This is a genomic window from Aeromonas sp. FDAARGOS 1402 (genome assembly GCF_019046925.1).
Lineage (GTDB): Bacteria > Pseudomonadota > Gammaproteobacteria > Enterobacterales > Aeromonadaceae > Aeromonas > Aeromonas caviae.
This window is the reverse complement of sequence record NZ_CP077201.1, coordinates 2,665,051-2,689,296: the sequence shown is the minus strand read 5'-3', so window position 1 is coordinate 2,689,296 and position 24,246 is coordinate 2,665,051. Positions and strand designations below refer to the sequence as shown.

The following is a 24,246-nucleotide window of genomic DNA, read 5'->3' as shown; positions in this document are numbered from 1 at the left end:
ATGCGTATGCCGACTATCTTGAAAATCCTGCTGGGCAACAAGAAGGCCGCCTTCGGCCTCGCCATCGTGGTCACCTTCGTGCTGATGGCCCTGTTCGCCCCGCTGCTCGCCAGCAACGAACCCACCAAGCGGGTCGCCCGCCCCCACCAGCCCCCCAGCGTGGAGCTGGTAATGGGTTCCAACCGCATGGGCCACGATCTCTGGGCCCAGTTCACCAACGGCGCCCGCATCTCCCTGATGGTGGGCTTCGGGGCAGGCCTGCTGGTGTGCGCCCTGGCCATCACGGTGGGCATCACCGCCGGCTACTTCGGCGGCGTGGTGGACGAGTGCCTCACCTTCTTGATGAACGTGGTGTTGGTGATCCCGAACCTCCCCTTGTTGCTGGTGCTGGCAAGCTTCATCGGAGAGGCCTCCCCCATGGTGATCGCCCTTATCATAGGGTTGACCTCCTGGGCCTATGGCGCCCGGGTCATCCGCGCCCAGACCCTGGCCCTGCGGGAGAAGGAGTTCGTCATCGCCGCCGAGGTGCTGGGTGAACCGGCCTGGCGCATCATCCTGGTGGAGATACTGCCGAACCTCATCTCCATCATCGGGGTGAGCTTCATCGGGTCCATCATCTACGCCATCGTCACCGAGGCGACCCTGGAGTTCCTGGGCCTTGGCGATCCGACCGTGGTGAGCTGGGGCATCATGCTCTACAACGCCCAGACCTCGAGCGCCATCCTGGTGGGCGCCTGGTGGGAGATCCTGGCCCCCTGCTTCGCCATCGCCACCCTGGGGGCGGGCCTCGCCATGCTCAACTTCGCCATCGACGAAATCGCCAACCCGCAGCTTCGTTCCCACAAGGGCCTGCGCCGCTGGAAGCAGCTTGCCACTCCCATCACTGCTCAGGAGAAGACAGCATGAAGCCGCAACAACCCCTGCTGTCGGTGCGCCAGCTCTGCGTCGACTACATCACCGAGAGCGGCGACGTGCGCGCCGTCAATTCGGTCAGTTTTGACATCATGCCGGGTGAGGTGTTCGGCCTCGCCGGCGAGTCCGGCTGCGGCAAGTCCACGGTCGCCTTCTCGGTGGCGCGCCTGCACAAACCGCCCGCCTACATCAGCGGCGGCGAGATCCTGTTCAAGGGAGAGAACATCCTCGGCTTCGATGACGAGCGGTTGCGCAGCTACCGCTGGCGCCAGGCAAGCGTGGTGTTCCAGTCCGCCATGAATGCGCTCAACCCCGTGCTGCGCATGGAGGAGCAGTTCTGCGACGTGCTCTTGGCCCACAACCCCGGCATGACCCGCTATGAAGCGATCAAGCGCGCCCAGGAGCTGCTGGAGATCGTCGACATCCACCCGAGCCGGCTCAAGGACTACCCGCACCAGTTCTCCGGCGGCATGCGCCAGCGGCTGGTGATCGCCATCGCCATGGCCCTCAACCCCGAGCTGCTCATCATGGACGAACCCACCACGGCGCTCGATGTGGTGGTGCAGCGGGAGATCCTGCAGAAGGTCTATGCCCTGAAAGAGAAGTTCAACTTCTCCATCCTCTTCATCACCCATGACCTCTCGCTCATGGTCGAGTTCTGCGATCGCATCGGCATCATGTACGCGGGAGAGCTGGTGGAGGTGGCGCCGGCCAAGGCGATCCTGACCGCGCCTCTGCACCCCTACACCCGGGGCCTTGGCAACTCCTTCCCCCCCCTGCACGGGCCCAAGACCGTGCTGGAGGGGATCCCTGGCAGCCCACTCAATCTGCTGGAGGTGCCGGTGGGCTGCCGCTTCCAGGCACGCTGCGCCAAGGTGCACGAGCGCTGCCGCCAGGAATACACCCGGCTGGCCGAGATCCGGCCCGGCCAACAGGCTGCCTGTCACCTTCATGAGGCAGCAGAGGAACAACCGGATCTTCCGATCCATCTGGACAAGGCCGCTGGCTGTTAAGGATGTCTGTCATGCAAATCGCCCAAACCGACGCGCCCATCATCGAGGTCCAGCACCTCTACAAGGACTTCGCCGTCAACTCCAACGCCATCAAGAGCGGCAAGATGCGGGCGCTGTCCGACATCACCTTCAACCTGCACCGGGGCCGCGCCCTGGCAGTGGTGGGGGAATCCGGCTCCGGCAAGAGCACCATCGCCAAGATCATCGCCAAGATGTACAAGCTCTCCAACGGCCGCATCCTCTACCGTGGCCGCGACCTCGAGGAGTTCAACAAGGGCACCGCCCTGCTGGACTATCGCCAGAGCGTACAGATGGTGTGGCAGGATCCGTTCGGTTCACTGAATCCGACCCACACCATTTACCACCACATCGCCCGCCCCCTGCTGCTGCACAGCAAGGTGAGCGACAAGCGGGATCTGCCCGACATGGTCTATGGCCTCCTTGAAAAGGTGGGACTGACTCCCGCCAAGGCGACCGCGGCCAAGTACCCGCACCAGCTCTCCGGCGGCCAGCGCCAGCGGGTCAACATCGCCCGCAACCTGGCGGTGGAGGCGGAAGTGGTGCTGGCGGACGAACCCACCTCCATGCTCGACGTCTCCATTCGCATCGGCATCCTCAACCTGATGGAGCAGATGAAGAACGAGCTCGGCGTCTCCATGCTCTACATCACCCACGACATCGCCACCGCCCGCTACGTGGCGGAAGATCTGGCGGTGATGTACGTGGGTCACATGGTGGAGTGGGGAGAGGTGGACGAGATCCTGCACCACCCCCAGCACCCCTACACCCAGTTGCTCATCTCGGCGGTGCCGGATCCCGAGAAGAGCATCCACGCCGAGCTGGAGGGAGGCCGCAAGGGGGAGATCCCGCTCTGGACCCCGGAATCCCGTGGCTGCCCCTTTGCCGGGCGCTGCCATCAGGCCATGCCCCGCTGCAAGGAGAGCCTGCCCCCGGTGACCCGGCTCGCCGACAACCACTTCGTGCGCTGCTACCTCCACGAACAGGGGTAAGCAGGCCCGCGGCCGGGCACCGTCGCCCGGCCATGCCTCGCGTCGGGGCCGCAAGGCCCCGCAATGAGCCTCGCCCGCCAGGGGCGAGCCTTCGGAGTAAGACCTTGATGGAACTTTTGATCAACCAGGTGGGTTACGAATGTGACGGGGAGAAGAGAGCCCTGCTGCAGTGCGGCGCCGACCTCGATATCCGCGGCCACGTCAGGTTGCTGCGCCAGGAAGACGACCACCTCCTGCTGGAGACGCCGCTGGTGGCGGCGGGAAGTGTCCCCGGCTGGCAGGGGCGCCACTACTGGCGGGCCGATTTCTCCGCCTTCACCGAGCCCGGCCACTACCGACTGGAGGCCGTCGTGACTACGGGAGCGCAGGAGCGCCTGGTGCGCTCCACCCCCTTTGCCATCGGCCGGGGGCTGCTGGCACGCCGCTGCCTCTCCGATGTCATCCACTACTTCAAGGGACAACGCGCCAGCGGCACCTTCGACCGGGCGGACCGCAGGGCACGCCTCTTTGGCACCGATCAGCGCCGGGACGTACATGGCGGCTGGTTCGACGCCAGCGGCGACATGAGCAAGTACCTGAGTCACCTATCCTACGCCAACTACCTCAATCCCCAGCAGACCCCCATGGTGGTCTGGTCCCTGCTCAAGTGCAGGGAACTCCTGGCGACACGTCGCGACATCGACGGGATGAACCTGTGCAAACGGCTCAATGACGAGGGGCTGCACGGGGCAGATTTTCTCTGCCGGATGCAGGACGAGAGCGGCTTTTTCTACATGACCCTGTTCGACAAGTGGAGCAAGGATCCCGAGCAGCGGGAGCTGTGCGCCTATTCGACCCAGCAGGGGATCAAGTCCGCCCACTGGCAGGCGGGCTTTCGCCAGGGGGGTGGCATGGCCATCGCCGCCCTGGCCCGCGCCGCCCGGGAACCGATTGGCGGCGACCTTGACACAAGCCAGTACGCCGACGCGGCCAGACGCGGCTACCTGCACCTGCGCGAGCACAACCTCGCCTACCTGGATGACGGGGTCGAGAACATCATCGACGACTATTGCGCCCTGCTGGCGGCGGTCGAGCTCACCAGAACGCTGGGCGCCGAGTGGCTCGCCGAGGCGCGGGATCGGGCCGGCCGGCTGTGCGCCCGCCAGCGCGCCCACCCCGATCTCGGCCACCATTGGGCCGCCAACGACGATGGCTCTCGCCCCTACTACCACGCCGCCGAAGCGGGCCTGCCGGTGCTGGCGCTGCTGGAGTATCTCGCCATCGAGCCGGATCCGGCGCGCCAGTGGGCGGCCAGGACCGTCGCCGAGCAGGCCCTGGCGGCCGAGCTGGCCCTCGCGGCCCGGGCAGGCAATCCCTTCGCTCTCGCCCGCCAGTATGTGAAAGGGGTCGATGAGGCACCCCGGGTGAGCTTTTTCATGCCCCACCACAACGAATCCGGTTACTGGTGGCAGGGGGAGAACGCCCGGCTGGCATCGCTCGCCACCATGGCGTTTGCTGCCGCACAGCACCTGCCCGGGCAGAGCGCACTGCTGCGCACCTTCGGCCAGCAGCAGCTCGACTGGATCCTGGGGAGAAACCCCTTCAACGCCTGCATGCTGGCGGGTCAGGGCATCAACAACCCGGAATACACCGCCGGCTACCCCAATGCACAGGGGGGGATCTGCAACGGCATCACCGCCGGCTTCGATGACGAAAATGACGTGGCCTTTATTCCAGAGGCGTACAAGGATCGACTGGATCAGAACTGGCGCTGGGGGGAGCAATGGATCCCGCACGCCGCCTGGTTCGCCCTGGCCATCACCTGGCAGAGCGCACAAGGAGGCCACCATGATTGAGAGCGGTTCACACATCACTGGCACCGGGGAGAGCCCTGGATCCTCCATACCGCCAGCCAGGTTTACCCTGGCCATCACCTGGCAAAGCGCGCAGGGAGGCCCCCATGATTGAGTTCTGGGTCGGGGTGGATGGCGGCGGCACCCACACCCGGGCCCGCATTCGCAACAACGCAGGCAAGCTGCTCGGCGAGGGGCGCGCCGCCGGCTCCAATCTGGAGCTGGGCATCGCCCTCGCCCACGGCCATGTGCTGGCTGCCATCGATCAGGCCCGCATCGAAGCGGGTCTGCCCAGAGAGAGCGTACAGCGGATGGGAGTCGGGCTCGCACTCGCCTCCGCCGAGCTCGCCGACTGCTACCACGCCATGCTGACCATGCCCTTCCCGTTTACGCGGGTGAAGCTCACCTCCGATGCCTTTGGTGCCTGCCTCGGCGCCTTCGACGGCCAGGAGGGGGCCATCCTGATCGCGGGCACCGGCTCGGCGGGACTCATCTACCGGGAGGGACGCCTTCGCACCTGCTCGGGTCGCGGCTTCCCCGTCTCGGATCTCGGCAGCGGCGCCTGGCTCGGGCTGCGCGCCATCCAGCAGTCCCTGCTCTGCCACGACGGCATCCTGCCCCCCAGCACCCTGGCGGTGCGCCTGATGGATCACTTCAAGCGGGATCAGGCCGAGGTGGTGCGCTGGGCCGCCCGCGCCATCCCGGCCGACTATGGCCGCTTCGCCCCCTGGGTCTTCGATGCCGCGAGCGACGGGGACGAGCTCGCCACCGCCCTGCTGGATGAGACCTGTGCCCAGCTCGGCATGCTGCTGGAGGGCATGACCCAGCTCGGGGCAGACCGGATCGCCCTGCTGGGCGGCATTGGCACGCGCCTCGCCCCCCGTCTGGGCCACTTCCATCTGGTCACCCCCAAGCGCGACGCGCTGGAGGGGGCCATCCTGTTTGCCAGGACGGAGGCGCTGCCATGTCTGCATCCCTGATGCTTGGTCGGGCCGACAACACCTGCGGGACAGGTTCCCGTTTCCTTCACCCCATCAGAGGAATTCCCATGTCCGCACCCCTGATCCACACCCGGGTCGATCACCGTGACGGTGACGATATCTGGTTTCGCTTCACCCTGAGCCAACTCCCGGCCACTCCCTGGAAACTCCACTTCTGCCTCGCCCGCCAGATCGATCCCCACTCGATCGAAGGGGGCGCTCTGGAGCGCCAGAGCGGCAGTTACAAGGTCATGGTGCCCCACGAGGGGGTGAGCGAGCTGCGCTTCTGCTGTCGCAACACCCCGCTCAAGCATGACTCCGATATGCCCAAGGGTTTCTTCCTGAGCCTGGAGAGCAAGGGACAGCTGCAACCCCTGGTGCTGGAGGGGGAAGACCTTGGCCTGACCAACCCGCCCTCCCCGGGCCCCGACCTGCCACAGGTGGAGGCCGTCAACGGCCTCGTGCCCCAGCCCGCCCACCTGATTTATACAGAAGGCAACTTCCGGCTGGCCGAGCGGGCCCACGTCGACGGCCCCGTTCCCCTCGCCTCACTGCTCGCCCATTTCAACGAGCTGACAGGCCTGGCCCTGACCCAGGATCACGATGCGGAGATCCACCTCGTCGAGGCGACACTTCCCCCCGAGGGGTATGAGCTCACCATCACCCCTGAGGAGATCATCATCCGGGCCGCCGGCGAGGCGGGCTGGCGACACGGACTGGTGAGCCTGGCCCAGTGGGCGCTGCAACACGGAGAGAGCCTGCCCTGCCTGACGGTGCGGGATGCACCGCGCTTCGGTTTTCGCGGCATCTTCCTCGACTGTGCCCGCCACTTCCACTCCCTCGCCACCCTCAAGCGCCTGCTCAAGCAGATGAGCCTCTACAAGTTCAACCGCTTCCACTGGCACCTGACCGATGACGAGGGGTGGCGCCTTGAGATCAAGGCCTTCCCCCAGCTGACCGCCGTGGGTGCCTGGCGCGGCCATGGCCTGGCGGTGGGGCCTCAGCTGAGCGGCGGCCCCGATCCCTACGGCGGCTACTACACCCAGAGCGAGGTGCGCGAGCTGGTCGCCTACGCCGCCGGGCTTGGCATCACCATCATTCCGGAAATAGACATCCCGGGGCACTGTCACGCCGCCATCAAGGCGCTGCCCGAGCTGCTGGTGGAAGAGGCAGACCGCTCCCGCTACCTCTCGGTGCAATATTTCGACGACAACGTGCTCAACCCGGCCCTGCCCGGCACCTACCGGTTCCTGGACGCCGTGATGGACGAGGTGTGCGATCTCTTCCCAGGGAGTCAGGTTCACATGGGGGGGGACGAAGTGCCCACCGGCGTCTGGACCGACAGTCCCGCCTGCCAGCAGCTGATGGCCGAGCAGGGGTATCAGGATTGCCGCGAGCTGCAGGGGCACCTGCTGCGCCACTGCCAGCAATACCTGGCCAGCAAGGGCAAGCAGATGCTGGGGTGGGAAGAGATACTGCACGGTGACAAGGTGAGCCGGGAGGCCACCGTCTTCGCCTGGACCAGCTTCCAGGCCGGCCTGGATGCCGCCGCATCCGGTTACCCCGTGGTGATGGCGCCTGCCCAGCACCTCTATCTGGATCTCGCCTGGAGTCAGGACATCCACGAGCCGGGACTCTACTGGGCGGGTACCCTCAACCTGGCGCAGGTGCATGCATGCGATCCTGCCCCGACCGATTTCCATGCCAACGATAACATCCTGGGGGTGCTGAGCCCCTTGTGGTCGGAACTGATCACCTCTCGCGATCGTCTCGACTACATGTTGTTCCCGCGCATGCTGGCCACGGCAGAGGTGGCCTGGAGCACTCCCGCCCGCAAGGTGTGGGAGCACTTCGTCGCCCGTCTACCCGGCCAGCTGCACATCCTCGACCAGTTGCAAGTGCGTTACCGGGTGCCACAGAGGTAGTGTTATCTTTTTCTTTTCGGCGACCTTTTGGTCGCCGTTTTTTTACCCATCAACAACAAAAACCCAACCTAGCCCCTACTTTTCATCTGCCTTTGTTGGCAAAATAAGGCCCCCGATGAAACCAGACAGGGGATGCACCTCCCTGCGGTTCCGCCACAATAACAATCAGCAAACAGATCGGAGCTTACCCTTATGGCCCGCAAACACGCCCAGGTCGTGGACAGTGAAGTGGAATTTCCCGCCGACGTGCAACTCGTCTCCACCACGGATCTGCGCGGCGTCATTACCTACGCCAACCCCGCCTTCTGCCGCATCGCCGGTTATCAGGTCGATGAACTGGTCGGCCACAACCACAACCTGGTTCGCCACCCCGACATGCCCAAGGCCGCCTTCGCCGACCTCTGGGATCGCCTCAAGGAGGGCAACCCCTGGCGGGGAGTGGTGAAAAACCGCTGCAAGGATGGCCGCTATTACTGGGTCGACGCCTACGTCACCCCCATCTACGAGCACGGCAAGATAAGCGGCTACCAGTCGGTGCGCTGCAAGCCCGACCCCCAGCTCAAGCAGGCAGCCGCCCAGGCCTATCGGGTCCTGCTTCAGGCCGAGCAACGGGGCACCCCGGCCCGCCCCTCGCTGCGCCGTTTCAGGCCGCTGATGCTCGGCCTGCCGCTGCTGGCGCTGCTGGTCTGGGCCGCCCTCATCCAGGGCCCCCTCACCGCGCTGCTGATGCTGCTTCCCCCCCTCGCCATTGCGGGCGCCTACTGGCGCGAACTCATCGCCCTGCCCCGCTATCTCAGGCAGCTCGGTCAGCAATATGACAGCCTGACCCGGCTGGTCTATTCGGGGGATGCCCCGGGTGCCATCGCCGATTTTCACCTGAAGATGCTGCAGGCCCGAATCCGCACCGTGCTGGGGCGGGTCGACGATGCCACTCATCCGCTTCAGGCCCTGGCAACCGATCTGCAGGACTCCTCACACCGCGCCTTCCTCGACATCAACGAGCAGGATGCCCAGACCCAGCAGATGGCGGCCGCCATGACCCAGATGGCCAGCACCGCCCACGAGATTGCCCGCAATATCCAGGACACCAACGGCCAGGTGACCGAGGCACGCAGCAGTTGCCAGAGCACGGTGGAACAGCTGGATCAGACCCAGCAGCAGATGACCAGGCTGGCCAGCCAGGCGGAGCAGGCCTTCCACTCTGCGGTGGAGCTCGCCAGCGAGTCGGAGCGCATTGGCAGCGTGATGGGTGAAATCCAGGGCATCGCCGAGCAGACCAACCTGCTGGCCCTCAACGCCGCCATCGAGGCCGCCCGTGCTGGCGAGCAAGGGCGCGGCTTTGCGGTGGTGGCGGACGAGGTGCGCACCCTGTCGACCCGTACCCACAAGGCGACCGAGCAGATTCAGGGCAGCATCAGCCAAATCCAGCACACCCTGGAGCGCTGGCAGGGCATGATGCAGGACAACCTGGCCCAGACCCGGGAATGCGTCGAGATGACCCGCCAGGGATCAGGCAACCTGCACCTGGTGCTGGGTGAAATCGATCAGGTGACCGAATTCTCCACCCAGATCGCCGCCGCTGCGGAGCAGCAGCAGGTGGTGGTGGAGGAGATCAGCCGCAACATCCACCAGATCTCCGAATACTCCCGCGCCAACAGCCAGAAGATCCAGGCGGTGGACGACTCCAGCCAGGAGCTGCTCAGGCGGGCCTGCGAGCTCAGGGGACTGAGCCAGACCTTCGGCTGACAGATTGCAAGCCCCATGACAGAAGCGCCACAATGGCGCTTCTGCTGTTTTTGACGAGCCATCATCATGAGAACGAACGCGCCCCCCCTGGACAAGACGGCCCGCATCGAGGCGATCCTGGCCCTGATCCCCCCCGGCCGCGTGGTGAGCTACGGCCAGGTGGCGGATCTCGCGGGCCTGCCCGGACGAGCACGACTGGTGGGCAAGGTGTTGCGGGAAACCGACAAGGTGCTGCCCTGGCACCGGGTGCTGGGGGCGGCAGGCACCATTTCGCTGCCAAAAGGATCCGCAGGCTTTGACAAGCAAGCGGGGCTGCTGCAGGAGGAGGGGGTGCCCGTGATTGGCGGGCGGGTCAGGATGCGGGAGTGGCAGTGGCAGCCCGACCTGGCCGAGCTGCTCTTTCTGGTTCCCTTCTGACGAGGCTGGCACGCCCCGAAGGGATGGGGGCTCTTGCAACAAAGGGAGGGCCTCTGTGATCGCCCTCCGTCACGTTCTCTTCCCTAGTCGCCGGCAATGGGTCCCAGAATGTCATCGCTGCGCACCTGTACCGGGATGGTCTCATCCTCCCGTTGCAAGAGCACCAGCAGACTCTGTCTGTCCACCTCCAGCACATAGGCCGTCCCTTCACGGGTCAGGCAGGTCATGCCCGGCCGTATTTCATGTATCTCCATGACAACTCCCTGTCTTGCGCTGCCATCCATGCAGCCATTCCAGTATATCGCCATCCACCAACAAAGAAGCCCCTCGCAAGGGGCCTCTTTCATCATGCGGTGAGCGGCGTCGCCATCAGGCTTTCTTCGCCTTGGGCAGGCTCTCCTGCCATTTTCCGTTGTCGTAATGGGCTGTCCAGCCGGTCGCCTTGCCGTTGACCTCGGTCATCACGTACTGCTCCTTGGTCTTGCGGCTGAAGCGCACCACGGAGGCGTTTCCGTCAGGATCTGACGCCGGGGCGTCCGCCAGGTACTGGTGCTTGGGAGAGAGGCGATCGCGGAAGCGCTTGAGCTCCTCCACCAGGGGCGCACGGGTCTCGCGGGATTTGGGGAAGTTGCTGGCGGCCAGGAAGAGGCCGGCGGCGCCATCCCGCAGCACGAAGTGGGCGTCGGACTGGGTGCATTTCAGCTCGGGCAGGGGTACCGGATCCTCTTTCGGCGGTGCAATGTCGCCATTTTTCAGGATCTTGCGGGTGTTCTTGCAGCTCTCGTTGGTGCAACCCATGTATTTGCCGAAGCGGCCGTTCTTGAGCTGCATCTCGGAGCCGCAGCGATCGCACTCGATGCTCGGCCCTTCGTAGCCCTTGAGCTTGAACTGCCCCTGCTCCACCTCGTAACCATCGCAATCCGGGTTGCGACCGCAGACGTGCAGCTTGCGGCTGTCGTCGATGATGTAGGCGTCCATGGCGGTGCCGCAGATCCCGCAGCGATGCTTGGCACGCAGCGCATCGGTTTCCGCCTCGTCCCCGTCGGTGGCGGAGACGAACTCGTCCGCACTGACCAGGTTGATGGTCTTCTTGCAGCGCTCCTTGGGCGGCAGGGCATAGCCGGAGCAGCCGAGGAAGACGCCGGTGGTGGCGGTACGGATACCCATCTTGCGGCCACAATCCGGGCAGTCGATATCGGTCAACACCATCTGGTTGGCACGCATGCCTCCCTCTTCATGGGGCTTGTCGGCCTGCTCCAGCTCCTGGGTGAACTCGGCGTAGAAGGCGTCGAGCACCTTCTTCCACTCCAGGCTCCCCTCGGCGATGCCGTCGAGCTTGTCTTCCATCTTGGCGGTGAACTCGTAGTTCATCAGCTCGACGAAGTTTTCCACCAGGCGGTCGGTGACGATCTCCCCCATCTTCTCGGCGAAGAAGCGGCGGCTCTCGACCCGCACATACCCACGGTCGACGATGGTGGAGATGATGGAGGCGTAAGTGGATGGACGGCCGATGCCGCGCTTTTCCAGCTCGCGCACCAGGGCCGCTTCGGTGAAGCGGGCGGGCGGCTTGGTGAAGTGCTGGCGCGGATCCAGCTTGACCAGTTTCAGCACCTCGCCGACGGTCACCGCCGGCAGCTGGCTGTCTTCACCCTTGCGGCCCATGGGCGGCAGGGCCTTGGTCCAGCCGGCGAAGCGCAGGGTGCGACCGCGCGCCTTGAGCTCGAACTCCCCTGCCTTGACGGTCAGGGTGGAGGAGTCGTACTGGGCCGGGGTCATCTGGCAGGCGACAAACTGGCGCCAGATGAGGTCATAGAGCCGCATGGCATCGGGCTCCATCCCTTCCAGCATTTCGGCAGTCACCTGGACGCTGGAGGGGCGGATCGCCTCGTGGGCCTCCTGGGCATTGGCCTTGGCGCCGTAGAGGTTCGGATCGCTCGGCAGGTAGGCGGCACCATACTGCTCGCCGATGTATTCCCGCACCGCGTCCACCGCCTCTTTGCTGAGGTTGGTGGAGTCGGTACGCATATAGGTGATGTAACCCGCTTCATAGAGACGCTGGGCCATCATCATGGTCTTCTTGACCCCGAAGCTCAGACGAGTAGAAGCGGCCTGCTGCAGGGTGGACGTGATGAAGGGAGCGGAGGGCTTGGAGCCGGTCGGCTTGTCTTCCCGGTTGACCACCTTGTAGTCGACCCCTTCCAGGGCCGCCACGGCGGCGAAGGTCTCGGCCTGGGTCACCGGCTTGAAGTCGGCACCATTGCGGCTGACCACCTCCATGCGCAGCTCGCTCTTCTCGGCGGTGAGCAGGTCGGCGTTGAGATCCCAGAACTCCACCGGCACGAACGCCTTGATCTCCCGCTCCTTGTCGACGATGAGGCGCACCGCGACGGATTGCACCCGACCGGCGGAGAGGCCGCGGGCCAGCTTCTTCCACAAGAGCGGGGAGACCATGTAGCCCACCACCCGGTCGAGGAAACGACGGGCCTGCTGGGCGTTGACGCGATGAATGTTCAACTCGGACGGCTGGGCGAACGCCTCCTGGATGGCGCTCTTGGTGATCTCGTTGAACACCACGCGCTTGTAGCGGCTGTCGTCGCCACCGATGATCTCGCGCAGGTGCCAGGCGATCGCTTCCCCCTCTCTATCCAAGTCGGTTGCGAGATAGATGGTGTCGGCCTTGGCGGCCAGACTTTGCAACTCGCTGACCACTTTTTCCTTGCCGGGCAAAATCTGGTAGTTGGCCTGCCAGCCTGCGGTCGGGTTGATGCCCATCCTTGAGAACAGGGCGTTGCGATCCTTGGCCGCCTTCTCGGATTCGCTGAGCTTGATGCCGCGAATGACAGGTTTTTTGGGCTCGGTGCTGGCGCTGCCGCTGGTCGGCAGATCGCGCACGTGGCCTACGCTGGATTTCACCACGTAGTCCTTGCCCAAATATTTGTTGATGGTCTTGGCCTTGGCCGGAGACTCCACGATGACCAGTGATTTGCCCATGCTGTAACTATTATCCTCATTGCACCCGACGGGGTTGGCGTGCGGTTTTGTGGGGCTGTATAAGAGATTTGACGGGAAAAAGCAATCTTGCGGGTCAATTTGCCCGACAGCCCGAACCGCACTGCTTCTTTATTTATTAATGCGAAGCCGGGGCGCGGGAAGCAACCGCTTTTTTGTTTTTATGCTATATCCCCCCCTTTTTTAGATTGGAAATGACATATCCAGCCACCCTTGTGACATAAAAACCCATTCTGGTTATCAGCTTGTTACAAAGGATGAAATCTCTTTATAATGGCCGCACACCGCAGCTTTGTGCGCGGAAGGAACCGCTCCCCATATAAAAATCGAAAGGATGTGATCATGAAGCACTTCGAGGTCAACTTCGACGGCCTGGTCGGCCCCACCCACAACTATGCCGGCCTCTCCTATGGCAACGTCGCCTCCCAGAGCAACGCCAAAGAGGCCTCCAACCCCAAGGAAGCGGCCAAGCAGGGGCTGCGCAAGATGAAGGCGCTGACCGACCTCGGCATGGTGCAGGGCGTGCTGGCCCCCCAGGAGAGGCCGGATCTCGCGACCCTGCGCCGCCTGGGCTTCACCGGCAACGATGCCAGCGTCCTGGCCCAGGCCGCCAGACAGGCCCCCGCCGTGCTGGCCGCCTGCTACTCCGCCTCCAGCATGTGGACTGCCAACGCCGCCACCGTCTCCCCGAGCGCCGACACCCAGGATGGCCGCATCCACTTCACCCCCGCCAACCTGACCAACAAGTTCCACCGCTCCCTGGAGCCCGAGGTGACCGGGCGCATCCTGCGGGCCGTGTTCAACAACGATCGCCACTTCTATCACCACCAGCATCTGCCGGAGAACGACCACTTCGGTGACGAAGGCGCCGCCAACCACACCCGGCTGTGCCGCGCCTATGGCGAAGCGGGGGTCGAGCTGTTCGTCTATGGCCGCAGCGCCTTCGACGTCTCCCAGCCCGCCCCCAAACGCTATCCGGCCCGCCAGACCCTGGAAGCGAGCCAGGCCATCGCCCGCCTGCATGGCCTGGGGGATGAGAGTGCGGTCTTCATCCAGCAGAACCCGGACGTGATCGATCAGGGGGTGTTCCACAACGATGTCATCGCGGTGGGCAACCAGAACGTGCTCTTCTTCCACCAGCAGGCGTTCCTCCATACCGAGGCGGCGCTGGCCGAGGTGCGTACCAAGTTCGGCGACGGGGAACTGCACTTCATCGAGGTGCCGACTGCAGAGGTGTCGGTGCAGGATGCGGTGAAGTCCTACCTGTTCAACACCCAGATCCTCACCCTGCCATCCGGCGAGATGGCGATCATCGCCCCCACCGAATGCCGCGACAACCCGGCGGTGTCCGCCTATCTGGCCAGGCTGGTGACCCTGGGCACCCCCATCAAGGACGTCCACTACATGGACGTGAAGCAGAGCATGAGAAACGGCGGCGGCCCCGCCTGCCTGCGCCTGCGGGTCGCCATGAACGACACCGAGCTCGCCGCGGTCAACCCGGCCTGCCTCATCACCGACAGCCAGTTTGCCCGCCTGGATCAGTGGGTCGAGAAGCACTATCGCGACAGCCTGGCGCTGGACGATCTGCGCGACCCCTCCCTGGTGCTGGAGACCCGCACCGCTCTGGACGAGCTGACCCAGATCCTGAAACTCGGCTCCGTCTACCCCTTCCAGTGCTGAGGATCTGTCACGATCTGACTGCCAGGTCGCGTTCAAGACTCCTGCACTGCTCTTTGCCTTGCTGACGACCTCTCGCGACAGCTCGTAGACAGGTGCCAAACCGCAACAAAGCCATCAAAAAGCCGGGCAATGCCCGGCTCTCTTTTTTCTTCAACAAGACGCCTCAGCGCCAGGGGCTTTGTTGCCACAGCCGACCAAGGCCGGCCTCCAGCCCCAGTGCCGCCTGCTTGCCAAGCTTCTGGGTCAGGCTCCTGGGTTTGCTGTAGCGGATGCCGACCACCTTGTGATGGCTGGCCTGGGCCAGCAGGTAGTCATCGCTGGTGCAAAGCGCATCCACCAGACCGAGCTGCTTGGCCTGGCTCGCAAGCCAATGCTCGCCGGTGGTCACCTTGTCGATGTCGAGACCGGGTCTGTGCTCGGCCACGAAGGCCTTGAACTGTTCGTGGATGGCCCCCAGCTCCTCGCGAAACTTCTCCCGCCCCAGATCGTCGTTCTCGCCGAACATGGTGATGGTGCGCTTGTACTGGCCTGCGGTGTGCATCTCGAATTCGATGTCGTGCTTCTTGAGCAGCTTGTTGAAGTTCGGCATCTGGGCAATGACACCAATGGATCCGACGATGGCGAACGGCGCCGCCAGGATCTTGTCCGCGACGCAGGCCATCATGTAGCCACCGCTCGCCGCCACCTTGTCGATGGCCACGGTCAGCGTGATGTCCTTGTCCCGCAGCCGCTGCAACTGGGAGGCGGCCAGGCCGTAGCCATGCACCACACCGCCGCCGGATTCGAGGCGCAGCAGCACCTCGTCCCCGGGCCGGGCCACGCCTATCACGGCACTCACCTCTTCCCGCAGGGAGGCCACTTCCTTGGCATCCATGCTGCCGTTGAAGTCGATGACGAACAGCCGGCTGCGCTCATCCTCCCCCTTGGCTTTGGCCTTGTGCTCGGCCTTGCGGGTCTTCTCCATCTGCTTGCGCTCGGCCTTGCCCGCCAGGGCTGCCTGCAGTTGATGGCGCCCCTGCTCCAGCTCGCCGGAGAGATCGGTCACCACCAGCTCCCCCTTGCGGGATTTGGGCTGGCGGCTGCTCACCACCATCAGGATGACGGCGCCGATGGCCAGCAGGAAGGTGAGGGTCTTGGCCAGAAACAGGCCGTATTCGGTCAAAAATGCCACTTGATGCTCCGCTCAATGTCCGGTTTTTTCACATAGTAAGGAGTTTGCCCCCCTCGCGCAAAAACTCTGCCATCTCCCGTGCCAAGGGCGGAGGGATCGACGCTATCGCCCTGTTTTATTCACATTTTTGCCGTCTCATACTGGTCAACTGCCGGGCCGGATCAGTACACTTGCCCACTCGATTCGTTGCGCCAAGCCGCCAGGCATTGTTAACAGGAGTCCACATGCTCGACTATCAGGCCCCCCGTGATCTGCTCAAGGACAAGGTCATTCTGGTGACGGGTGCCGGTGACGGCATCGGCCGCGAAGCGGCCCTCACCTATGCGGCCCACGGTGCCACCGTGATCCTGCTCGGGCGTACCAGTGCCAAGCTGGAGGCGGTCTACGACCAGATTGAAGCGGCCGGTCACCCCCTGCCCGCCATCGTGCCGGTGGACTTGAAAGGAGCTACTGCCGCCCACTACCGCGGCATGGCGGAGACCTTCGCCCAGCAGTTCGGCCGCCTCGACGGCGTGCTGTTCAACGCCGGGCTGCTCGGCACCCTGTCGCCGTTCGAACACATTCAGGAGCAGGAGTGGGACGAGGTGATGCAGGTCAACGTCAAATCCGAATTCCTGCTGACCCAGGCGCTGCTGCCCCTCATTCGCCAGACCGCCAAGGAGCGCGGCGAGGCCTCCATCGTCTACACCTCCTCCAGCGTGGGCCGCAAAGGGCGCGCCTACTGGGGCACCTATGCCATTTCCAAGTTCGCCATCGAGGGGATGATGGAGGTGCTGGCGGACGAGCTGGAGAACACCAGGGTGCGGGTCAACACCCTGAACCCGGGCGGCACCCGCACCAGGATGCGAGCCAGCGCCTTCCCGGCGGAAGATCCGCAAACCCTCAAGACCCCGGCCGATCTGATGCCCCTCTATCTCTACCTGATGGGGCGTGACAGTCAGGGCCAGAGCGGCAAGACCTTCGTGGCCCAGCCCAAATAAATCAACAAATCAACCAGATGGGATTACAGTGAAGAGGGGGTGCCAAGGCGCGCCCTGTTGAATCCCATCGGCCCCAGACAGGTTGCACTATGTTTCGTCCCAAGAGCACGTTTGAGCAATGGCGGATCTTTCAGGCAGTGGTGGACTGCGGCGGTTATGCCCAGGCTGCCGAGGCGCTGAACAAGAGCCAATCCTCCCTCAATCATGCGGTTGCCAAGCTGCAACAGAGTCTGGGGGTGGCCCTGCTGGAGGTGCGGGGACGCAAGGCGGTGCTGACGCCGGCGGGGGAGATCTTCCTCAAGCGGGCGCGCCAGCTCAGCCAGCAGGTGGAAGAGCTGGAGAACCTGGCCAACAACCTGGAGCGGCAGTGGGAGCCGCAGATCAACCTCTATGTGTCCGTGGTGCAGCCGCGGGAGCGCCTCTACCGGGCGCTGGCCCACTTCTATCCCCGCAGCCGCGGTTGCCGCATCAACCTGCATGAGCGGATCCACTGCCACTTCAATGCGCTGCAGGCAGGAGATCTGATGCTCTCCGAGCACCTGCCCCAGGATCGCACCGGCCTGCCGCTGGACGAAGTCTGTCTGCTTCCTCTGTGCGCAGCGGGCCACCCTCTTGCGGAGCAGGGAGAGCCCATCACCGCCGAGGTGCTGGCCAGCCACAACCAGATAAGCCTGCATCCCCCCATCCACCGCTCGGTGGACTGGAACGATGCGGACGACACCGGCTGGAAGGCGACCCACTATCATGAGGTGCTCAACATGGTGCGCCTTGGCATGGGTTACGCCTGGGTGCCCCGCCACCTGGTGCAGGAGGAGCTCGCCGAGGGCTCGCTGGTGCAGCTCGATCTCACCGGCGGCAGCGAGCGCTATCTCTACACCTACCTGCTCACCCCCTCGGTGGAGGCGCTGGGACCGGCGGCCGAGCTGCTGCTGCGCTGCCTGCGCATCGAATACCAGGGAGACAACCCCAGGTAAGGCCGCTTCTTCCCCGCACGACCGGGGCACAGGTGCCGGCACCTCCGGGCATCGGCTCCCCTTTGCATCCCCTATACGTTGGGGACCCGCCAGCAGGCGGCCAGCGCCATCAGCGCCAGGGCCGCCGCCACCATGAAGACCCCGTGGAAGCTCCAGAGCTCCGCCACCGTCCCCGCGATGGCCCCCGCCATGATGGAGCCGGTGCGGATGCTGTTGGAAAAGAGCGTGGTCGCCACTCCGGCGCGCCCCGGCATCAAGTCCTGGAAATAGGACATGCCGATGCCGGCCACGATGCCGATGAAGATGGCATTGAGCAGTTGCAGCGCAATGAGGGCATGCTGGCTAGACAGGGTCACGAGACCGCCATAGAAACCGACCCCGGCCAGCACCGCCAGCAGCATCATGGGCCGCTTGCCGAAGCGCCGGGTGTAGTAGCCCGCCAGCAGCATGAAGGGGATCTCCAGGGCCGCCGCCGTGCCCATCAGCAAACCGGCCAGCTTCTCCTCCAGCCCCAGCTCGCGGGTGATGTAGAGGGGCATGTTGATGAGGTACATGCTGTTGCAGGTCCACATCAGGGTGGAGGCGATGAAGAGCGCCCGCACCGACGGGTCCCGCCAGCTGCTCACCCGCTCCACCTCGCTGTCCATCACCGGCAGCGGCAGGGAGGGAAGCCAGCGCCACACCACAAAGGCGCAGATGACATAGGCCAGCGCCGAGGCCAGATACATCACCTTGAAGCCGTAGCCGATGGCGAGCGCGAAGGCGATGGGCGGCCCTATCACCCAGGCCAGGGAGAACTGGGCCCGCAGCACCGAGCTGAACATGTCGGCCTGTTTGTTGCGGCTGTCGGCGTATTCCCGCGCCAGGGCGAACAGCTGCGGGCTGGCGGTGGCGGTCAGGCTCGCCAGCAGCACCCCCAGGCTCACCAGCAACCAGTACTGCCGGTTCCAGGCAAACAGCAGGGAGAGCACGATGCCGGCAAAGCAGCAGCGCAGGATCAGCTGCTTGCGATCCCCCTTGTTGTCGGAGCGGTGGCCGAGCCACTGGCTGATGAGGATGCCGATCACCGCGTTCACCGTGTAGAAGAGCCCCACCAGGAAGGGGCGCACCTGCACCTCCTCGGCCAGAAACAGGCTCAAGGTCGGCACCTGCAGCGCCACCGCCACCCCGGTCATGAAGGTCACGGCGAGAAACGAGAGAGAGACGGGATCCGGCCTCTTGCGGGCAACAGACAGCAAACTCATAGAGATACCATTGACATGGAAGAAAAAAAGGAGCCAGATGCGGGCGGGCTTGGCGTATGGCGGCGGCTATTTTATGTCATTATCAACAGCCACCTCAAGGGTTGCGGGGGGGCGTCCAAGTCCGTACATTGGAAGCCCATCCAGCGCCAGTACAAGGATTTAACATGTTTGATTTTGACCGGGAAATAGATCGCAGCGGTACCATGAGCCTGAAATGGGACAAATACAAGGGTCAGGATGTCCTGCCCATGTGGGTCGCAGACACCGACTTCGTCTCTCCCCCCGCCGTACTGGAGGCCCTCACCAAACGGGTCGCCCACGGCATCTTCGGCTATTCGCGCCCCTCTCCCCGGCTCATCGAACTGATCGTATCGCGTCTGGCCAGCCGCTATGGCTGGACCATCCAGCCCGAATGGCTCGTCTTCCTGCCCGGGGTGGTGCCGGGCCTCAATCTCGCCTGCAAGGCCTGGAGCCAGCACGGGCGCGGCATCATCACCCCCAAGCCGGTCTACTACCCCTTCCTGCAGGCACCGGGCTTCAATGACCGCCCCCTGCTCACCGTCCCCGTGGTGGAGGAAGAAGGCCGCTGGGTGCTGGATCTCGAAGAGCTTGAGCGTCAGGCCCCCTCGGCGGATCTGCTGCTGCTGTGCAACCCCCACAACCCGGGTGGCACCGTCTTCACCCAGGAAGAGCTGCTGGCCATCGACGCCATCGCCGAGCGCCACAACCTGGTGATCTGCTCCGACGAAATCCACTGCGACCTGCTGCTGGACAAAGATGCCCGCCACATCCCCTATGGTGCCCTGAGCCCGGAGGCGGCCGAACGCTCCGCCGTCATGATGGCGCCGAGCAAGACCTTCAACATCGCGGGGCTGTGCTGCTCCTTCGCCGTGATCCCCAATGCCCGCCTGCGGCTCAAGCTGCAACAGGCGATGCGCGGCATCAGCGCCGACGTCAATCTGCTGGGGTTCGTGGCGGCCGAGGCGGCCTATGAGGGGGGCGAGCAGTGGCTGAATGAACAGCTCGACTACCTGGCCGGCAACCTGGCCCTGATCGAGCAGGCCGTGGCCCGCTGGCCCGGCGTCAAGCTGGCCCGCAACCAGGCCACCTACCTCGCCTGGATCGACATGAGCGCCCTGGGCCTGGACGATCCCGTCGCCTTCTTCGAACAGGCGGGCGTGGGTCTCTCCCCCGGTGCCCAGTTCGGCAACGGCCAGTTCGTGCGGCTCAACTTTGGCTGCACCCGGGCCCGTCTCACCGAGGCCCTGGCCCGCATGGAGAAAGCCATTCTCCAGACCCGCTAGCGAACCGTCCCGGGCGGCGGCCCCAGGCCGCCCGGTGTGCGCAAAAGCGGTAAAATCCGTTCAGCTTCCCGTCTGATACGGATAAGATGAGGCTCATCACCGGATGAGCCCGCCTCCTCCTCATGTTCAGCCACGGTTTCGGTCCACTATGCGCCCATTCGCCTTCTCTGCCCTGTTGCGTCTGTCACGTACCGCCCTGCCCTGGCTTGCGGCCGTGCTGGCGCCCTCCCTCTTCGCCTCCCCCGCCTATGTCACCATCGGTACGGGAGCCCTCAACGGCGTCTACTACCCCACAGGGGGCGCCATCTGCCGCCTGCTCAACGAGGAGAGTGCCCGCCACGGCCTGCACTGCACGGTGCAGAGTACCTCGGGCTCCATCGCCAATCTGGCGGCCCTCGCCAAGGGGGAGGTACAGCTCGCCCTGATGCAGTCGGATGTGCTCTACCATGCGGTGCACGGCACCGGCCCCTTCGCGGGCCAGGCCCCGGACGATCAGCTGCGCAGCCTGTTGCGGCTCCACAAGGAGTCCCTGACCCTGATTGCCAGCGCCACCAGCAACATCACCACCCTGGCCGACATCAAGGGCAAGCGGGTCGATGTCGGCGCCCCCAACTCCGGGGACAGAGTCACCAGCCGGGCCCTGCTCGATGCCATGGGGTGGCGGGTCGCCGATTTCAGCCGCCCGCCTGTGATCTCCCCGGGCAACCGGCTGGAGGGGCTCTGTGACGGCACCCTGGATGCCGCCTTCGTGGTCGCCGGTCACCCCAATCAGGCCATCGGCGATCTCACCGGCCGCTGTCAGGCCCGCCTCATTCCCATCGAGGGGGAACAGGTGGACAAGCTGCTCAAGCAGCACCCCTACTACGATCGCAGCCGCATCGGCGCCAACCTCTATCCGGGGCAGACAAGCGGCGTCAATACCTTCGCCGTCACCGCCGAACTGGTGGCGCTGGCCAGTCTGCCCGAGAGCGAGGTGCGCACCCTGCGGGACGTGCTGAACGAGCGGCTCAAGCAGTTCACCCGGCTGCATCCGGCACTGACCACCCTCACCTGGGAAGGCATGCAGGCGGGCAGCATCGCCCTGCTCCATCCCGGCATGCTGGATGCCGTGCCCACCCTCCCGGCGGACACCCTCACGGCATCCGGTGCCGTGGCGACCTCGGGTGCCCTGCCAACCTTGCCCCCGGCGAGCAGCGCGGCCACACCGACCGATGGGACAGACCCCCTGGAAGGCACCGCGCCACTGGAGGGGTCCGACACCTTGCCGGAGCAGCCAGCCGCCGCGACCCTCTCAACCAGTTCGGAGGCGGCCTCCACCAACCAGGCCCCGGCCCTGCCCGAGCCGCCCACACCGGGCAGCGCAACCCTGGCGCCAGGCCATCCCCTGAGCCCGCCTGAGGCGCCCGCCTCGGCGGCAACGCCGCTGGAGGCGCCATCACCGCAGGCCATGCCGGCCAGCCCGCCCAGCCATGCGGTGGAGACCACAGCCCCCGCCGGGCAATGAACACCAACCAAGAGGCCACCCCAGGGGTGGCCTCTTTGTTATGGGGAACGGGCGCCTGGCCTGTCACGGCGCCAGCAGCAGCGCCGGATTCTGGATCTCCTCCTCCACCCAGTGCAGCAGCTGCTTGATGGCCCGCGACAGCACCTGGTTCTGGCGCACCACGTACCCCAGGCTGGTACCGGGAAAATCGGTGAGCCGGGTCACCGGGGCGGTCAGCTTGAGCCTGGGGTGCAGGGAGAAATCCGGCACGATGGCGACGCCAAAGCCCGCCTCGGCCCAGTCGAGCTGGGCATCCACGCTCCCCACCTCCATGATGCGGCAGCTCGGCAGGCCGAGCAGGGGCAGGGAGGGGTCGATCAATGCCCGGGTCCGGGTGTCGTGCCCCAGCAGGATCAGGGTCGGCTCGTCCAGAGGATCGCTCTCCCCCGAGCTGGCCCGCGCCTGCCAGCGGGCCAGGCCGTGCCCCAGGGCACACCAGGTCACCTGCTGCAACTCGGTGTAGAAGAGCGGCTCGCTGCGCTTTTGTGCCATCACGAAGCCCAGATCCGCCTTGCCCGCCCGCACCAGATCCGCCGCCTGATCCGAGGTGGTGTTGAACAGGGTGAGGTCGATGCCGGGGAAGGCCTGCTTGAAGCGCTGGAACGGTTGGATGAGCAGCAGGCGCGAGATGATGTCGCTGGCGGCGATGGCGAGCGTCCCCTGGCTCAACTGGCTCAGGGCATTGAGATCGGACTGGCAGAGCTGCAACTCGTTGATGGCGCGCTCGGCGCTTTGCAGCAGCCGCTCCCCCGCCTGGGTCAGGCGAAACGGGCTGCGCTCCACCAGCTTGACCCGGGTCGCCTGCTCCAGGTTCTTGAGATGCAGGCTCACATTGGGTTGCGTCATGTGCAGTTCGGTGGCCGTCTGGCCGAAGTGCTGCAACCGGGCCAGGGTGACGAAGGTGTGCAGCCAGTGAATGTCCAGCATGGGGTTCCTCTTCTCCCGGGTCGATGGCAGGGCCAGCGCCGCCAGGGCACGGGCACCACGCAAGGGAGCGCGGTGTCGATAATGGCACCGGAATTATATGGCTTTCTTATCGGAATTATAAAGATAATTAATTTTTCTAATCCTCACGGGGCTCCTAGGATGGACGCCTAACGTCTTAGGAGAAAGAGTCATGTCGTCTATCGTAGTCGTAGGTGCTAACTGGGGTGATGAAGGCAAAGGCCGCATCGTCGATTATCTGGCAGGCCAGGCTGGCGCCAGTATTCGTTTCCAGGGCGGCAACAACGCCGGCCACACCGTGGTCAACGATCTGGGCACCTTCAAGCTGCACCAGGTGCCGAGCGGCGTCTTCAACCCGGATTGTCTGGTCGTGCTGGGCCCCGGCATGGTGATCAGCCCCGAGAAGCTCACCGTCGAGCTGGAAGAGGTCAAGGCCTCCGGCGTCATTCCCAAGCTCGCCATCTCTGACCGTGCCACCCTCTGCCTACCGCTGCACGCGCTGGAAGACACCCTGGAAGAGCAACGCCTGGGTGACGGCGCCTACGGCTCCACCCGTCAGGGCATCGCCCCGGCTTACGGTGATCGGGTCATGAAAAAGGCGATCCTGGTGGGCTGGCTGAAACAGCCGGACGTGCTGGTCGAGCGCATCCAGTTCATGCTGGACTGGAAACTGCCGCAGATGAAGGCTCTCTATCCGGACTTCGAATTCACCCAGACCGCCCAGGAGATGGCCGACTGGCTGCTGGAAGTGTCCGCTCCCTGGCTGGACGCCGTCTGCAACGTCAGCATGCCCCTCAAGGCACTGCAAGCCGAAGGCAAGACCCTGCTGTTCGAAGCCCAGCTGGGCGCCGGTCGTGATCTCATCTACGGCGAATACCCCTGGGTCACCTCCTCCCACGTTTCCGGCGCCTACGCTGGCATCGGTGGCGGTCTGCCGGGCCTGCGCCCGGAGCGCGTCATCGCCGTGGCCAAGGCCTTCAGCTCCTCCGTCGGTACCGGCACCCTGCTGACCGCCATGGAGAACCAGGACGAGTTCCGCAAAATCACCAACGAGTTCGGCGCCACCACCGGCCGTCCCCGTGACGTGGGTTACTTCGATGCCGTCGCCACCAAGAACGGCGTCGAGCTGCAGGCGGCCACCGAAGTGGCCCTGACCAAGCTGGACTGCCTGACCGGTCTGCCGGATCTGAAGATCTGCGTGGCCTACGAAGGTGCTCACACCGAGAACCCGATCTGGCCGCAAACCGCCGCCCTCACCCCCGTCTACGAGAAGATGGAGAGCTGGAGCGAAGACATCAGCGGCTGCCGCACCTTCGCCGAGCTGCCCAAGGCTGCCCAGGACTATGTGCTGCGCATCGAAGCCCTGCTGGGCGTGCCGGTGCCCATGGTCTCCGTCGGCCCGGGCCGTGACGAGATGATCCTGCGCTAAGGCCCCTCGCCTCTCCCAAAAACCGGCATCCCAGGATGCCGGTTTTTTTATGCCCCTTCAAAAGCCCCGAACAGCTCACAAAAGCCGTCTCAATGGCATAATTTGAGCCATACGGGCACTCTGTTTTGAGCC

19 protein-coding genes are annotated in these 24,246 nt (G+C 64.8%); 14 read left to right on the top strand and 5 right to left on the bottom strand.

The window, feature by feature from the left end; all coding sequences use genetic code 11:
- The 8 genes from I6L32_RS12895 (at position 1) to I6L32_RS12860 (ending at position 9,835) form a co-directional block, all read left to right on the top strand.
- Complete coding sequence (locus I6L32_RS12895; protein ID WP_010673904.1) at positions 1-906, top strand: ABC transporter permease; 906 nt, start codon at positions 1-3, stop codon at positions 904-906.
- Positions 903-1,925 carry an ABC transporter ATP-binding protein gene (locus I6L32_RS12890; protein ID WP_042015838.1) on the top strand — a complete coding sequence of 341 codons (1,023 nt, stop codon included), beginning with the start codon at positions 903-905 and terminating at the stop codon, positions 1,923-1,925. Before I6L32_RS12895 ends, I6L32_RS12890 begins: the two co-directional genes overlap by 4 nt.
- Positions 1,926-1,936: 11 nt before the next feature.
- Positions 1,937-2,935: an ABC transporter ATP-binding protein gene (locus I6L32_RS12885; RefSeq protein ID WP_039040529.1), complete on the top strand. Its 999-nt coding sequence runs from the start codon at positions 1,937-1,939 to the stop codon at positions 2,933-2,935.
- A gap of 107 nt (positions 2,936-3,042) precedes the next feature.
- On the top strand, positions 3,043-4,770 hold the full coding sequence (locus tag I6L32_RS12880; protein WP_069784480.1) for a glycoside hydrolase family 9 protein: 1,728 nt from the start codon (positions 3,043-3,045) through the stop codon (positions 4,768-4,770).
- Between the two features lie 104 nt (positions 4,771-4,874).
- Positions 4,875-5,747 (top strand): BadF/BadG/BcrA/BcrD ATPase family protein, encoded by an 873-nt coding sequence (locus I6L32_RS12875; RefSeq protein WP_069784479.1) that lies wholly within the window; start codon positions 4,875-4,877, stop codon positions 5,745-5,747.
- 68 nt (positions 5,748-5,815) lie between these two features.
- Positions 5,816-7,672 carry a beta-N-acetylhexosaminidase gene (locus I6L32_RS12870; RefSeq protein WP_216943985.1) on the top strand — a complete coding sequence of 619 codons (1,857 nt, stop codon included), beginning with the start codon at positions 5,816-5,818 and terminating at the stop codon, positions 7,670-7,672.
- Between the two features lie 192 nt (positions 7,673-7,864).
- Positions 7,865-9,418, top strand: a complete 1,554-nt coding sequence (locus tag I6L32_RS12865; protein ID WP_216943984.1) for a PAS domain-containing methyl-accepting chemotaxis protein — start codon at positions 7,865-7,867, stop codon at positions 9,416-9,418.
- A gap of 66 nt (positions 9,419-9,484) precedes the next feature.
- Positions 9,485-9,835, top strand: a complete 351-nt coding sequence (locus I6L32_RS12860; RefSeq protein ID WP_039040524.1) for an MGMT family protein — start codon at positions 9,485-9,487, stop codon at positions 9,833-9,835.
- Between the two features lie 83 nt (positions 9,836-9,918).
- On the opposite strand, the gene I6L32_RS12855 is transcribed toward I6L32_RS12860, so the two are convergent.
- Both I6L32_RS12855 and topA read right to left on the bottom strand, forming a co-directional pair.
- On the bottom strand, positions 9,919-10,089 hold the full coding sequence (locus I6L32_RS12855) for a hypothetical protein (RefSeq protein ID WP_164882955.1): 171 nt from the start codon (positions 10,087-10,089) through the stop codon (positions 9,919-9,921).
- A 115-nt stretch (positions 10,090-10,204) separates the two neighbouring features.
- A complete protein-coding gene (gene topA / locus I6L32_RS12850; protein WP_039040523.1) occupies positions 10,205-12,826 on the bottom strand; it encodes a type I DNA topoisomerase in 2,622 nt (873 codons plus the stop codon).
- Between the two features lie 360 nt (positions 12,827-13,186).
- Here topA and astB point away from each other — a divergent pair, with 360 nt between their 5' ends.
- Positions 13,187-14,524, top strand: a complete 1,338-nt coding sequence (gene astB / locus I6L32_RS12845) for an N-succinylarginine dihydrolase (protein ID WP_216943983.1) — start codon at positions 13,187-13,189, stop codon at positions 14,522-14,524.
- Positions 14,525-14,687: 163 nt separating this feature from the next.
- Here the strand turns inward: astB and sohB are convergent, their stop codons facing one another.
- Positions 14,688-15,695 carry a protease SohB gene (sohB, locus tag I6L32_RS12840; RefSeq protein WP_216943982.1) on the bottom strand — a complete coding sequence of 336 codons (1,008 nt, stop codon included), beginning with the start codon at positions 15,693-15,695 and terminating at the stop codon, positions 14,688-14,690.
- Between the two features lie 224 nt (positions 15,696-15,919).
- Between sohB and I6L32_RS12835 the strand changes: the two genes are divergently transcribed.
- Together I6L32_RS12835 and I6L32_RS12830 are read left to right on the top strand one after the other, a co-directional pair.
- Positions 15,920-16,675 carry a YciK family oxidoreductase gene (locus I6L32_RS12835; protein WP_049637265.1) on the top strand — a complete coding sequence of 252 codons (756 nt, stop codon included), beginning with the start codon at positions 15,920-15,922 and terminating at the stop codon, positions 16,673-16,675.
- An 89-nt stretch (positions 16,676-16,764) separates the two neighbouring features.
- On the top strand, positions 16,765-17,649 hold the full coding sequence (locus I6L32_RS12830) for a LysR family transcriptional regulator (RefSeq protein ID WP_049637266.1): 885 nt from the start codon (positions 16,765-16,767) through the stop codon (positions 17,647-17,649).
- A 71-nt stretch (positions 17,650-17,720) separates the two neighbouring features.
- Here the strand turns inward: I6L32_RS12830 and I6L32_RS12825 are convergent, their stop codons facing one another.
- Positions 17,721-18,893, bottom strand: coding sequence for an MFS transporter (locus I6L32_RS12825; RefSeq protein WP_069652864.1), 1,173 nt, complete (start codon positions 18,891-18,893; stop codon positions 17,721-17,723).
- A gap of 164 nt (positions 18,894-19,057) precedes the next feature.
- Here I6L32_RS12825 and I6L32_RS12820 point away from each other — a divergent pair, with 164 nt between their 5' ends.
- Both I6L32_RS12820 and I6L32_RS12815 read left to right on the top strand, forming a co-directional pair.
- Positions 19,058-20,197, top strand: coding sequence for a MalY/PatB family protein (locus tag I6L32_RS12820; protein ID WP_216943981.1), 1,140 nt, complete (start codon positions 19,058-19,060; stop codon positions 20,195-20,197).
- Positions 20,198-20,345: 148 nt separating this feature from the next.
- Positions 20,346-21,701 (top strand): TAXI family TRAP transporter solute-binding subunit, encoded by a 1,356-nt coding sequence (locus I6L32_RS12815; RefSeq protein ID WP_216943980.1) that lies wholly within the window; start codon positions 20,346-20,348, stop codon positions 21,699-21,701.
- 63 nt (positions 21,702-21,764) lie between these two features.
- On the opposite strand, the gene I6L32_RS12810 is transcribed toward I6L32_RS12815, so the two are convergent.
- Positions 21,765-22,667 carry a LysR family transcriptional regulator gene (locus I6L32_RS12810; protein WP_041212603.1) on the bottom strand — a complete coding sequence of 301 codons (903 nt, stop codon included), beginning with the start codon at positions 22,665-22,667 and terminating at the stop codon, positions 21,765-21,767.
- A 190-nt stretch (positions 22,668-22,857) separates the two neighbouring features.
- On the opposite strand from I6L32_RS12810, the gene I6L32_RS12805 reads away from it, so the two are divergent.
- Positions 22,858-24,114 (top strand): adenylosuccinate synthetase, encoded by a 1,257-nt coding sequence (locus I6L32_RS12805; RefSeq protein WP_010673886.1) that lies wholly within the window; start codon positions 22,858-22,860, stop codon positions 24,112-24,114.
- Positions 24,115-24,246 lie beyond the last annotated feature (132 nt).